The following is a 12,104-nucleotide window of genomic DNA, read 5'->3' as shown; positions in this document are numbered from 1 at the left end:
GCGCTGAGACACCCGCTAAATCCCAGAGGGGGAGAGCGAACTATGGCAACGGACTACGACACCCCACGCAAGACCGACGACGACGTCGACAACGACAGCATTGAAGAGCTGAAGGCCCGGCGCAACGAGAAGTCGTCCTCGGTCGTCGACGTGGACGACTACGACGCGGCGGAAGGCATGGAGCTTCCCGGCGCGGACCTCTCCAACGAGGAACTGGCCGTCCGCGTGCTTCCCAAGCAGGCTGACGAGTTCACCTGCATGACCTGCTTCCTGGTGCACCACCGCAGCCAGCTGGCACGTGAGAAGAACGGTCAGCCGATCTGTCGCGACTGCGACTGAGAGGCGTCGGCCGTGACTGGCTCGACACCATTTCGAAAGCGCCGCTTTCGGAAACCTGGTGATCCGGCGGAGACGCAGGTGGGAGCCACGGGCCCGGAAACGGGCCCTGGAGCCCCCGGCGACCCCGCCGTGCCCTCCGACACCGCCCCGGCGGTGCCGTCGGCCACGGAGGCCGACGAGGAGTCCCGGCACCGGTACGGGGCTCGTCGGCTGCAAGCCGTCAAGAACGGTGTACGCAAGGGCGGCGAAGGTGCCAGGGCCGCCGCCCTTTACATCACCGACCGCATCATCGAGAACGCACCGCGCGTTCCGGTTCGGGACCTCGCGACCCTGCGCGCTCAGTTCCCGGGCCTCGGTCCGGATCAGCTTGCCGACAAGCTGATCGCGGGCGCCGCCAATGCCACGTCGACCGTCGGCGCGGGCATCGGCGCGGCGGCCATGCTGCCCGTACCGCCCGCGATGCCGGCCGAGCTGGCCGCCGAGATCACCGCGGTCGCGGCGATCGAGCTGAAGCTCGTCGCCGAGCTCCACGAGGTCTACGGGCTGCGGCCGCCCGGCTCGCTCAAGGAACGCAGCTTCGCCTGCCTCACCGCGTGGACCGAGGAACGCGGGGTGGACCTGACCAAGCCGACGACGCTGAACGCGGCGCTCGGCGGTCAGATGAAGCGCGAACTGCGCCAGCAGATCATGAAGCGGATGTTCCGCAACCTGCCGAACCTGATGCCGTTCATGGTCGGTGCGGCCGTCGGGGCGGTCATGAACCGCCGGGACACCCGCAAACTCGCCGAGAAGGTACGTACGGACCTGCGGGCGCGCGCCGTGCCCTGGGACGCCCTGCCGCAGCTCCCGCCCCTGGAGCAGCCCTCCCAGCCCCTTCCCGAGGCCACCAGGGCCGCCCTGGAGGGTCCGGCCGGACGGGGGGAGAGCCCCGGGGGGTCCTCCTAGGCCTTGGCGGCCCGGATCGCGGAGGCCAGCGCCTGCGGCTCGCGCGTGGAGACGTACACGTACGGGGTCGGGTCGGCCGGATCGGTCACCTCGACGCGGACGGCCGTCGGGACGTAGCTGCGCATCAGCATGAAGGCGCGGGTGTCGGCCTTGTACGTACGCCAGGCGCGGGCCTCCTCGGCATCGAGGACCTCCGGCTCGCCCAGCGCCGCCACCGGGATGCGGGCCTCGCCGGCGGCCAGGGCGCCGTTCACCACGCGCACGCGCGCGGACCCGTACGAGCTCACCAGGAGCCCCGTCAGCGCGCTGCCCCCGACCAGCCCGACCAGCAGCGGCAGCGTCCCCAGCGGCAGCAGCATCAGCGCGCAGGCGAGGCCGGCGAGTACGGCGATGCCCCACCAGGAGCGGGGGGCGGTCAGGCGTTCGTCGTGGTGCGCGGAGGAGAGCTGCATGCCGCCAAGCCTGCCACGAGGCGACCGCCGGGTAGCCGCGCGGGTAAGGTCTGCGGCTGTGAGTGGACGAAACACAGCGTTGACGCCTCCGGCCGATGCCACCGCACCGGTCCGGCACCCGGACGCCCCGGCACCCGGTGAGCTCCTCGGTGCGCACTACGAGCACTGCTTCGGCTGCGGCGACGGCCAGCCGCACGGGCTCCACCTGGCGGCCCGCGCGGGCGAAGGCGTACGCGTCACCGCGGAGTTCACCGTCAAGGCCGCCCATCAGGGCGCGCCGGGCCTCGCCCACGGCGGTGTGCTCGCCACCGCGCTCGACGAGACGCTGGGCTCCCTGAACTGGCTGCTGCGCGTCATCGCGGTCACCGGCCGGCTGGAGACCGACTTCGTGCGCCCCGTCCCGGTGGACACCGTCCTGTACCTGGAGGCCGAGGTCACCGCCGTCGCCGGGCGGAAGATCTACTCCAGCGCCGTCGGTCGAATAGGCGGTCCGCAAGGGCCCGTCGCCCTGCGCGCGGACGCCCTCTTCATCGAGGTGAAGGTCGACCACTTCATCGACAACGGACGGCCCGAGGAGATCCGGGCGGCGATGGCCGACCCGGACCAGGTCAGGCGCGCACGCGCCTTCGAGGTGAACCCCTGATGTACGAGAACAACACCGGTGTCGACGTGGCCATCAGGCGCGTCGACCCGGAGGTGCCGATCCCTGCCTACGGTCACCCCGGTGACGCCGGCTGCGATCTGGTCACCACCGTGGCCGCAGAGCTGGAGCCGGGCGAGCGGGCGGTACTGCCCACCGGCGTCGCCATCGCGCTGCCCGACGGGTACGCGGCGTTCGTGCACCCGCGCTCGGGCCTGGCCGCACGCTGCGGGCTCGCGCTCGTGAATGCCCCGGGGACGGTGGATGCCGGGTACCGTGGGGAGATCAAGGTGATCGTGGTCAATCTCGACCCGCGCGAAAGCGTCCGGTTCGAGCGTTTCGACCGCATTGCCCAGCTGGTTGTCCAGCGAGTCGAGAAGGTGCGCTTCCACGAGGTGGCGGAACTTCCCGACTCGGCGCGGGCCGAGGGGGGTTTCGGCTCCACCGGCGGTCATGCGGCCGTGGCCGGATCCGGCGCTGGTCAGCAGGGTGGGAATGGCTACGCTTCGGTCGTATCCGACCGGGAAGGACAGTGACGTGTTCGGACGTCGCAAGAAGAACGACTCCGTCAAGGACGGCGGCGCGGCCGAGCAGGTCGTCGACGGCGTGGCTGATGAGCAGGACGACGCCACGGAGCGCGGCTCCGGCGAGCCGCGCAGGGTGAACCTGCCGCCGGCCCCGCGGCCCGACGGCCCGTGGGACGTCGCGGAGGTGCCCGGCAAGCCCGAGGACGGCCGGGTCGACCTCGGCGGCATCCTCGTACCGGGTGTCGAGGGCATGGAACTGCGCGTCGAGGTCGCCGGGGACGCAATCGTCGCCGCGACCGTGGTCCTGGGCGACAGCGCCGTGCAGCTGCAGGCCTTCGCGGCGCCCAGGAAGGAAGGCATCTGGGGCGAGGTCCGCGAGGAGATCGCCGAGGGCATCACCAAGCAGGGCGGCATCATCGACGAGGTCGAGGGTCCGCTGGGCTGGGAGCTGCGCGCACAGGTGCCCGTACCGCTGCCGGACGGACAGACCGGCGCCCAGCTGGTCCGCTTCGTCGGCGTCGACGGCCCGCGCTGGTTCCTGCGGGGTGTCATTTCCGGCCAGGGCGCGGTGCGCCCCGAGTCGGCCGGCGTGCTGGAGCGGATCTTCCTCGACACCGTCGTGGTCCGCGGCGACGGCCCGATGGCCCCGCGCGACCCGATCGTCCTGAAGCTGCCGAACGACGCGCAGATGGTGCCGGACGGCGTGCAGACGGAGGACCAGGAGGGCTCGCGGTTCTCCGGCGGCATGGGCCAGCTGGAGCGCGGTCCGGAGATCACCGAGGTCCGCTGACCCCGGGCGCGGTGACCGCGCACGCAGCTTTTCGGCCGGTGGGCCGTACTCCCGAGGGGGTACGGCCCACCGGCGCGTCCGGGGGCGTACGCGGGCGTCAGGGTTGCGTCAGGGATGGCCGCACGGGTGGTCATCGGTGCGTGAACGGCGAGGGCGTCCCGGAGAATGGGGCACATGGGACGCGGCAGGCTAAGGATCTATCTCGGCGCGGCACCCGGTGTCGGCAAGACGTACGCGATGCTCTCCGAGGGCCACCGCCGCGTCGAGCGGGGCGCCGACGTTGCCGTCGGCTTCGTGGAGCACCACGGGCGGCCGCGCACCGAGGTCATGCTGCACGGCCTGGAGCAGGTGGAGCGCAAGGAGCTCTCCTACCGGGGTGCCACCTTCACCGAGATGGACGTCGACGCGGTGCTCGCCCGCAGGCCCGCCGTCGCGCTGGTGGACGAGCTGGCGCACACCAACGTGCCGGGCTCGCGCAACGCCAAGCGCTGGCAGGACGTGGAGGAGCTGCTGCGGGCCGGGATCGACGTGGTCTCGACCGTGAACATCCAGCACCTGGAGTCGCTCGGCGACGTGGTGGAGTCCATCACGGGCGTGCGGCAGCGCGAGACCGTGCCGGACGAGGTGGTGCGGCGGGCCGACCAGATCGAGCTCGTCGACATGTCCCCCCAGGCCCTGCGCCGGCGCATGGCGCATGGCAACATCTACAAGCCCGACAAGGTCGACGCGGCCCTGTCGAACTACTTCCGCCCCGGGAACCTGACCGCGCTGCGCGAGCTCGCGCTGCTGTGGGTGGCCGACCGGGCCGACGAGTACCTCCAGCAGTACCGGGGCGAGCACAACATCCGATCCACCTGGCAGGCGCGCGAGCGCATCGTGGTCGGCCTGACCGGCGGCCCGGAGGGGCGCACGCTGATCCGGCGGGCCTCGCGGATGGCCGCCAAGGGCTCGGGCAGCGAGATCCTGGCCGTGTACATCGCCCGCAGCGACGGGCTGACCGCGGCCTCGCCGAAGGAGCTCGCGGTCCAGCGGACCCTGGTCGAAGACCTAGGCGGAACGTTTCACCATGTGATCGGCGACAACATCCCCGAGGCGCTGCTCGAATTCGCCCGCGGGATCAACGCCACCCAGATCGTCCTCGGCTCCAGCCGCCGCCGCTCCTGGCGCTACGTCTTCGGCCCCGGCGTCGGGCTCACCGTCGCCCGCGAGTCCGGACCCGACCTCGACGTGCACATCGTCACGCACGAGGAGGCCGCCAAGGGCCGCGGACTGCCCGTGGTCCGCTCGGCGGCCCGGCTCGGACGGGCCCGCATCGTGGCCGGCTGGGTGGTCGGGGTGGCCCTGCCGCTGCTGCTCGCCGCACTGCTGACCCACGTCGACGCCGACCCCGGCCTCGCCAACGACATGCTGCTGTTCCTGGCGCTGACCGTGGCCGCCGCCCTGCTGGGCGGTCTCTGGCCGGCACTCGCCTCGGCGGCCGTCGGCTCGCTGCTGCTGAACTACTACTTCGCCCCGCCGCTGCACCGGTTCACCATCGCCGACCCGAAGAACATCGTCGCCATCGCCGTCTTCTTCTGGGTGGCCGCCTCGGTCGCCTCCGTGGTGGACCTGGCGGCCCGGCGCACCCACCAGGCCGCCCGGCTGCGGGCCGAGTCCGAGATCCTCTCCTTCCTGGCGGGCAGCGTGCTGCGCGGGGAGACCGCCCTGGACGCGCTGCTGGAGCGGGTCCGCGAGACCTTCGCCATGGAATCGGTGGCCCTGCTGGAGCGCGACGCCGACGTCGAACCCTGGCGGCGGGCCGGCAGCGTCGGGCCCAACCCGGTCGACCGGCCCGAGGACGCCGATGTGGACATGCCCATCGGCGATCACATGGCACTGGCCCTGTCCGGGCGGGTGCTGCCCGCCGAGGACCGCCGGGTGCTCGGCGCCTTCGCCGCCCAGGCCGCCGTGGTCCTGGACCGCCAGCGGCTCGTCGGGGAGGCCGAGGAGGCCCGCCGGCTCGCCGAGGGCAACCGGATCCGCACCGCCCTGCTGGCCGCCGTCAGCCATGACCTGCGGACACCGCTGGCCTCCATCAAGGCCTCCGTGACCTCCCTGCGCTCCGACGACGTGGAATGGTCCGAGGAGGACCGGGCCGAACTCCTGGAGGGCATCGAGGCCGGCGCCGACCGGCTGGACCACCTCGTGGGCAACCTCCTGGACATGTCCCGCCTGCAGACCGGCACCGTCACCCCGCTGATCCGGGAGATCGACCTCGACGAGGTGGTCCCGATGGCACTGGGCGGCGTACCGGAGGACAGCGTGCTGCTCGACGTCCCCGAGATCCTGCCCATGGTGGCGGTGGACCCGGGACTGCTGGAACGTACGGTGGCCAACGTGGTGGAGAACGCCGTCAAGTACAGCCCGCCGGGAGAGCCGGTGCTGGTGGCGGCCAGCTTCCTCGGGGACCGGGTCGAGGTGCGCGTCGTCGACCGCGGGCCGGGCGTGCCCGACGAGGCCAAGGACCGCATCTTCGCCCCGTTCCAGCGGCACGGGGACGCGCCGCGCGGTGCCGGGGTGGGCCTCGGGCTCGCGGTGGCCCGCGGCTTCGCCGAGGCCATGGACGGCACCCTCGCCGCCGAGGACACCCCAGGCGGCGGACTGACCATGGTGCTGACCCTGCGGGCCGTGACCCGCGGGCGCGCGGCCACGGCGGTCACCGTGGACGGGGAGGGCCGGAGCACCGGCGACGGCCACCCCGTTGATCTCGATCTCGACCCGATACGACAGAAGGCAGGACCTCAATGACCCGGGTGCTCGTGGTGGAAGACGAGCCGCAGATCGTGCGAGCCCTCGTGATCAACCTGAAGGCGCGCAAGTACGAGGTCGACGCGGCCGCCGACGGGGCGAGCGCCCTGGAGCTCGCCGCGGCCCGCCACCCCGACGTGGTCGTCCTCGACCTCGGCCTGCCCGACATGGACGGGGTCGAGGTGATCAAGGGGCTGCGCGGCTGGACCCGCGTACCGATCCTGGTCCTCTCCGCGCGGCACAGCTCCGACGAGAAGGTCGAGGCCCTCGACGCGGGCGCCGACGACTACGTCACCAAGCCGTTCGGCATGGACGAGCTGCTGGCGCGGCTGCGCGCCGCCGTACGCCGGGCCGAGCCCGCCGCCGGGTCCGTGGAGGACGAGGTGGTCGTGGAGACGGACGGCTTCACCGTCGACCTCGCCGCGAAGAAGGCGGTGCGCGAAGGGCGGGACGTACGGCTCACGCCCACCGAGTGGCACCTGCTGGAGGTCCTGGTCCGCAACCGCGGCAAGCTCGTCAGCCAGAAGCAGCTCCTGCAGGAGGTGTGGGGGCCTTCGTACGGCACCGAGACGAACTACCTGCGGGTGTACATGGCGCAGCTGCGCCGCAAGCTGGAGGCGGACCCCTCGCACCCGCGGCACTTCATCACGGAACCGGGCATGGGATACCGCTTCGAGAGGTAGCGGGCACGCCGGTACGCTTCCTGTATGAGTGCTGAACCGCGTCCCGAGAAGCTCGCCAAGCCGGCCAGGCCGGCGGGCCGGTTCCGCCGGATGATAGAGCGGCTGTCCACCTCCCAGGAGGAGCTGCATTCGGCGGAGCTGCAGGAGGACGCAGAAGCCGCGGGGTGCACGCGGATCTGCGACTGCCACGACCGGCAGATAGTCAAGGTGACCGGAACCCTGCGGACCGTCACGCTGCGGCCGAGGGCGGGGGTCCCCGCCCTGGAGGCGGAGCTCTTCGACGGCTCGGCCGCGCTGGACGTCGTATGGCTCGGGCGTCGCTCGATCGTGGGAATCGAACCCGGCCGTCGCATGATCGCCTCGGGGCGGATCTCGATGAGCCACGGCCGTCGGGTGCTCTTCAACCCGAAGTACGAACTCCGACCGCTCGGACAGGAGCAGTAATCCGGTGACGTCACTCGACAGACCGACCACCCCAGAACCCGCCGCACCCGCCGACGCTCCCTCCGAGGACCAGAAGGCGGTGACCCAGGCGGCCTTGTTCGACGCCTTCGGGGGCATCCGGGGCACCGTGGAGACGATGCTTCCCGGGCTGCTCTTCGTCATGATCTACACGGTCAACAAGGACGTGAAGCTGTCCGCCATCGCGGCGGGCGCGGTCGCGGTCCTGCTGGTGATCGTGAGGCTGCTGCGCAAGGACACCGTGAAGCACGCCTTCAGCGGGGTCTTCGGTGTGGGCGTCGGCGTCGCGTTCGCCCTGTTCACGGGCAGCGCCAAGGGCTTCTACCTGCCCGGCATGATCTACGGCGCCGGCCTCGGGGTGGCCTTCACGCTCTCCGCGCTGGTGGGCTTCCCGCTGCTGGGGGTGGTCCTGGGACCGGTCTTCAAGGAGAACCTGTCCTGGCGTACGCGCAACCCCGGGCGCAAGAAGGCGTACACCAAGGCCAGCCTGGCCTGGGGCCTGATCTTCCTCGCGAAGTACGCGATCCTCTTCCCGCTGTACTGGTGGGGCGACGCGACGCAGCTGGGCTGGGTGCTGATCGCCCTGAAGCTCCCGCCGATGGTGCTGGCGGTGTACTTCACCTGGGTCTTCCTGGCGAAGGCCCCGCCGCCGATCGACGTGATCGCGGAGTGGGAGGCCAAGGACGCGGCCGCCCGGGAGCAGGGGGCCTGACCCGTACGAAGGGGCGGGGTGACCGGATGGTCACCCCGCCCCTTCGTGTGTGCCGGTGCGGCGCTCCGGAGGCGCGCCCGCAGCGCCCGCAGGCTAGTGGCGGGCCTGGAGGAGGTCCTCCAGCTGTTCCTCGCGGGCCTGGGCGGCCACGAAGAGCAGTTCGTCGCCCGGCTCCAGGGTCTCCTCCCCGTGGGGGGTGAGGACCCGGTTGCCGCGGATGATCGTGACCAGCGAGGTGTCCTCGGGCCAGGCGATCTCGCTGATCTGGGTGCCCGCGACCGAGGAGTCGGCCGGCAGGGTCAGCTCGACGAGGTTGGCGTCGCCGTGGCTGAAGCGGAGCAGCCGCACCAGGTCGCCGACGCTGACGGCCTCCTCGACCAGGGCCGACATCAGGCGCGGCGTGGAGACGGCGACGTCGACGCCCCAGGACTCGTTGAAGAGCCACTCGTTCTTCGGGTTGTTCACGCGGGCGACCACCCGCGGAACCCCGTACTCGGTCTTGGCGAGCAGCGAGACGACCAGGTTGACCTTGTCGTCGCCGGTCGCGGCGATGACGACGTTGCAGCGCTGGAGCGCCGCCTCGTCCAGCGAGGTGATCTCGCACGCGTCGGCCAGCAGCCACTCGGCCTGCGGCACCCGCTCCACCGAGATGGCGGTCGGCGCCTTGTCGACGAGGAGCACCTCGTGGCCGTTCTCCAGCAGCTCACCGGCGATGGAGCGGCCCACCGCGCCGGCTCCGGCGATCGCGACCCTCATGCGTGTGCCTCCTCAGGCCCCTCGGCGAAGGCCGCCTCGACCTTGTCGATCTCGTCCGTGCGCATCATCACGTGGACGAGGTCGCCCTCCTGGAGGACCGTCGCCGACGTCGGCAGCATGGCCTCGCCCAGTCGGGTGAGGAAGGCGACGCGTACGCCGGTCTCCTCCTGGAGCTTGCTGACCCTGTGGCCGATCCAGGCGGTGGAGGTGTGCACCTCCGCGAGCTGGACACCGCCGCTCGGGTCGCGCCACAGCGGCTCGGCGCCCGAGGGCAGCAGCCGGCGCAGCATCTGGTCGGCGGTCCACCGCACGGTCGCGACGGTGGGGATGCCCAGGCGCTGGTAGACCTCGGCGCGCTTGGGGTCGTAGATGCGGGCGGCGACGTTCTCGACGCCGAACATCTCACGGGCCACGCGGGCGGCGATGATGTTGGAATTGTCACCGCTGCTGACGGCTGCGAAGGCGCCCGCTTCCTCGATGCCGGCCTCCCGCAGGGTGTCCTGGTCGAAGCCGACCCCGGTGATGCGGCGACCGCCGAAGGACGCTCCCAGCCGACGGAATGCGGTGGGGTCCTGGTCCACTACGGCGACCGTATGCCCCTGCTGTTCCAGGGTCTGCGCGAGGGCGGAACCCACTCTTCCGCAGCCCATAATGACGATGTGCACGGCCGTCCTTCCGGCTGTCAGCGGCTCGCTGGTTTCCAGCCTCATTGCTGCTCTGGCTTAACAGGGTCTCAGACCATGGCCCAAGCTACACACGGGCGGTCACCAGTGTGACCATTTGCGCTGGAGGGGGCGGCGCATTGCCCTGGATGCGGTGCCACTTTGCCCCGTATACCGGCGGGGGGTTCGTCAGGCCGATTTCGAACGCTTACGATCCTCTGCGTGTCCAAACTGACCGACGTGCCCAAACGGATCCTGATCGGCCGGGCGCTACGCAGCGACCGCCTCGGGGAAACGCTCCTCCCGAAGCGGATCGCCCTACCCGTCTTCGCCTCCGACCCGCTCTCCTCGGTGGCATATGCCCCCGGCGAAGTCCTGCTGGTCCTGTCGATCGCGGGTGTGTCGGCCTACCAGTTCAGCCCCTGGATCGCCGTCGCGGTCGTGGTGCTCATGTTCACCGTGGTCGCCTCCTACCGCCAGAACGTCCACGCGTACCCGAGCGGCGGCGGTGACTACGAGGTCGCCAACACCAACCTCGGCCCCAAGGCCGGTCTCACGGTCGCCAGCGCCCTGCTGGTCGACTACGTCCTGACCGTCGCGGTGTCGATCTCCTCCGGCGTGGAGAACCTGGGCTCCGCCGTCGATTTCGTCATCGAGCACAAGGTGCTCTCGGCGATCGTCATGATTCTGCTGCTCACGCTGATGAATCTGCGCGGCGTGAAGGAATCCGGAAACCTCTTCGCCATCCCCACCTACATTTTCGTGGGCGCCGTATTCGTCATGATCGCCTGGGGCGCCTGGCGCGGCATCGTCGTGGGCGACACCATGAAGGCTCCCACCGCCGACCTGGAGATCAAGGCCGAGCACCAAGGGCTGGCCGGCTTCGCGCTGGTCTTCCTGCTCCTGCGGGCCTTCTCCTCCGGCTGCGCGGCCCTGACCGGCGTCGAGGCCATCAGCAACGGCGTCCCCGCATTCCGCAAGCCCAAGAGCAAGAACGCGGCCACCACCCTCGCCCTCATGGGCGGCCTGGCCGTCACCATGTTCTGCGGGATCATCGGCCTGGCCATGGCCACCGACGTCAAGATGGCGGAGAAGCCCGCCACCGACCTGCTGGAGAACGGCGTTCCCGTCGGCCCCGAATACGTCCAGCACCCGGTGATCTCCCAGGTGGCCGAGGCCGTCTTCGGCAACGGCAGCTTCCTCTTCATCGTGCTCGCCGCCGCCACCGCGCTGGTCCTGTTCCTCGCCGCCAACACCGCGTACAACGGCTTCCCGCTGCTCGGCTCGATCCTCGCCCAGGACCGCTACCTGCCGCGCCAGCTGCACACCCGCGGCGACCGGCTCGCCTTCTCCAACGGCATCGTGCTCCTCGCGGGCGCGGCGATGCTGCTGGTGTGGATCTACGACGCCGACTCGACGAAGCTGATCCAGCTCTACATCGTCGGCGTCTTCGTCTCCTTCACGCTGAGCCAGATCGGCATGGTCCGGCACTGGAACCGCCACCTGGCGTCCGAGCGCGACCCCGCCGCCCGCCGCCGGATGCACCGCTCGCGGGCGATCAACACCTTCGGCGCCTTCTTCACCGGCATGGTGCTGGTCGTCGTCCTCGCGACCAAGTTCACGCACGGCGCCTGGGTCGCCCTGCTCGGCATGCTGATCTTCTACGGCACGATGAGCGCGATCCGGAAGCACTACGACCGGGTCTCCGAGGAGATCGCCGCGGCCGAGGGCCCGAGCGACGACAGCGTGCGCCCCTCCCGGGTCCACTCGATCGTCCTGGTCTCCAAGGTCCACAAGCCCACCCTGCGCGCCCTGGCCTTCGCCAAGCTGACCCGCTCGGACACCCTGGAGGCGCTCAGCATCAGCGTCGACCCGGCCGAGACCAAGGCGCTGCGCGCGGAGTGGGAGCGGCGCGGCATCAACGTCCCGCTGAAGATCCTCGACTCCCCGTACCGCGAGATCACCCGGCCGGTCGTGGAGTACGTGAAGGGCCTGCGCAGCGAGAACCCGCGCGACGCCGTCAGCGTGTACATCCCCGAGTACGTCGTCGGCCGCTGGTACGAGCACCTCCTGCACAACCAGAGCGCGCTGCGGCTCAAGGGCCGGCTGCTGTTCACCCCCGGCGTGATGGTCACCTCCGTGCCCTACCAGCTGGAGTCCTCCGAGCTCGCGAAGCGGCGGGCGAAGAAGCGGGCCGAGTGGAGCGCCCCGGGCGCCGTCCGCCGCGGCCCCGTCGACACCCCGCGGCCCAGGGACCCCGCCGCGAAGTAGCGTGGTGAACGGCCGGACGAGATCCACGTAAACTGGTGGGTCGGCTGTCCGGCCGTTCTTCGCGTCCGCCCCTTCAGC

The 12,104-nt window shown here is 71.0% G+C and carries 13 protein-coding genes; 10 read left to right on the top strand and 3 right to left on the bottom strand.

Annotated features, from left to right (window positions below; all coding sequences use genetic code 11):
• Positions 1 to 42: 42 nt before the first annotated feature.
• Together AB0M99_RS13120 and AB0M99_RS13115 are read left to right on the top strand one after the other, a co-directional pair.
• Positions 43 to 339, top strand: coding sequence for a DUF4193 domain-containing protein (locus AB0M99_RS13120; protein WP_365919590.1), 297 nt, complete (start codon positions 43 to 45; stop codon positions 337 to 339).
• Between the two features lie 12 nt (positions 340 to 351).
• The gene (locus tag AB0M99_RS13115; protein ID WP_365919588.1) at positions 352 to 1,284 is read left to right on the top strand and encodes a hypothetical protein; all 933 of its coding nucleotides are present in this window, start codon (positions 352 to 354) and stop codon (positions 1,282 to 1,284) included.
• Here AB0M99_RS13115 and AB0M99_RS13110 read toward each other — a convergent pair.
• A complete protein-coding gene (locus AB0M99_RS13110; protein WP_365919586.1) occupies positions 1,281 to 1,736 on the bottom strand; it encodes a DUF3093 domain-containing protein in 456 nt (151 codons plus the stop codon). The genes AB0M99_RS13115 and AB0M99_RS13110 overlap by 4 nt on opposite strands.
• Before the next feature lie 58 nt (positions 1,737 to 1,794).
• On the opposite strand from AB0M99_RS13110, the gene AB0M99_RS13105 reads away from it, so the two are divergent.
• The 7 genes from AB0M99_RS13105 (at position 1,795) to AB0M99_RS13075 (ending at position 8,337) form a co-directional block, all read left to right on the top strand.
• A complete protein-coding gene (locus AB0M99_RS13105) occupies positions 1,795 to 2,379 on the top strand; it encodes a PaaI family thioesterase (RefSeq protein WP_365919584.1) in 585 nt (194 codons plus the stop codon).
• Entirely contained in the window at positions 2,379 to 2,912 is a 534-nt protein-coding gene (dut, locus tag AB0M99_RS13100) for a dUTP diphosphatase (RefSeq protein WP_365919582.1), read from the top strand. The genes AB0M99_RS13105 and dut overlap by 1 nt, the downstream gene beginning before the upstream one ends.
• A 1-nt stretch (position 2,913) precedes the next feature.
• Positions 2,914 to 3,693: a DUF3710 domain-containing protein gene (locus AB0M99_RS13095; protein WP_365919580.1), complete on the top strand. Its 780-nt coding sequence runs from the start codon at positions 2,914 to 2,916 to the stop codon at positions 3,691 to 3,693.
• 174 nt (positions 3,694 to 3,867) lie between these two features.
• The gene (locus AB0M99_RS13090; RefSeq protein ID WP_365919578.1) at positions 3,868 to 6,480 is read left to right on the top strand and encodes a sensor histidine kinase KdpD; all 2,613 of its coding nucleotides are present in this window, start codon (positions 3,868 to 3,870) and stop codon (positions 6,478 to 6,480) included.
• Positions 6,477 to 7,163: a response regulator gene (locus tag AB0M99_RS13085; protein ID WP_365919576.1), complete on the top strand. Its 687-nt coding sequence runs from the start codon at positions 6,477 to 6,479 to the stop codon at positions 7,161 to 7,163. The genes AB0M99_RS13090 and AB0M99_RS13085 overlap by 4 nt, the downstream gene beginning before the upstream one ends.
• A gap of 24 nt (positions 7,164 to 7,187) precedes the next feature.
• On the top strand, positions 7,188 to 7,607 hold the full coding sequence (locus AB0M99_RS13080; protein WP_365919574.1) for an OB-fold nucleic acid binding domain-containing protein: 420 nt from the start codon (positions 7,188 to 7,190) through the stop codon (positions 7,605 to 7,607).
• Positions 7,608 to 7,611: 4 nt separating this feature from the next.
• A complete protein-coding gene (locus tag AB0M99_RS13075; RefSeq protein ID WP_365919572.1) occupies positions 7,612 to 8,337 on the top strand; it encodes a DUF3159 domain-containing protein in 726 nt (241 codons plus the stop codon).
• A 93-nt stretch (positions 8,338 to 8,430) separates the two neighbouring features.
• Here AB0M99_RS13075 and AB0M99_RS13070 read toward each other — a convergent pair whose 3' ends face one another.
• Positions 8,431 to 9,093: a TrkA family potassium uptake protein gene (locus AB0M99_RS13070; protein ID WP_266783666.1), complete on the bottom strand. Its 663-nt coding sequence runs from the start codon at positions 9,091 to 9,093 to the stop codon at positions 8,431 to 8,433.
• Positions 9,090 to 9,758 (bottom strand): TrkA family potassium uptake protein, encoded by a 669-nt coding sequence (locus tag AB0M99_RS13065; RefSeq protein WP_365919570.1) that lies wholly within the window; start codon positions 9,756 to 9,758, stop codon positions 9,090 to 9,092. Before AB0M99_RS13065 ends, AB0M99_RS13070 begins: the two co-directional genes overlap by 4 nt.
• A 219-nt stretch (positions 9,759 to 9,977) precedes the next feature.
• Here AB0M99_RS13065 and AB0M99_RS13060 point away from each other — a divergent pair, with 219 nt between their 5' ends.
• The gene (locus tag AB0M99_RS13060) at positions 9,978 to 12,026 is read left to right on the top strand and encodes an APC family permease (protein ID WP_365919568.1); all 2,049 of its coding nucleotides are present in this window, start codon (positions 9,978 to 9,980) and stop codon (positions 12,024 to 12,026) included.
• The last annotated feature ends 78 nt before the right edge of the window (positions 12,027 to 12,104 follow it).

The organism is Streptomyces sp. NPDC051183, assembly GCF_040682455.1.
GTDB lineage: Bacteria > Actinomycetota > Actinomycetes > Streptomycetales > Streptomycetaceae > Streptomyces.
The sequence above is the reverse complement of the archived record's forward strand: the minus strand, read 5'-3'. Positions and strand labels throughout refer to the sequence as shown.

Excerpts from the sequence above, each read along its gene's own strand:
- AB0M99_RS13120 (WP_365919590.1), top strand. The coding sequence starts at position 43 with ATGGCAACGGACTACGACACCCCACGCAAGACCGACGACGACGTCGAC.
- dut (WP_365919582.1), top strand. The coding sequence starts at position 2,379 with ATGTACGAGAACAACACCGGTGTCGACGTGGCCATCAGGCGCGTCGAC.
- AB0M99_RS13080 (WP_365919574.1), top strand. The coding sequence starts at position 7,188 with ATGAGTGCTGAACCGCGTCCCGAGAAGCTCGCCAAGCCGGCCAGGCCG.
- AB0M99_RS13090 (WP_365919578.1), top strand. The coding sequence starts at position 3,868 with ATGGGACGCGGCAGGCTAAGGATCTATCTCGGCGCGGCACCCGGTGTC.
- AB0M99_RS13085 (WP_365919576.1), top strand. The coding sequence starts at position 6,477 with ATGACCCGGGTGCTCGTGGTGGAAGACGAGCCGCAGATCGTGCGAGCC.
- AB0M99_RS13110 (WP_365919586.1), bottom strand. The coding sequence starts at position 1,736 with ATGCAGCTCTCCTCCGCGCACCACGACGAACGCCTGACCGCCCCCCGC.
- AB0M99_RS13070 (WP_266783666.1), bottom strand. The coding sequence starts at position 9,093 with ATGAGGGTCGCGATCGCCGGAGCCGGCGCGGTGGGCCGCTCCATCGCC.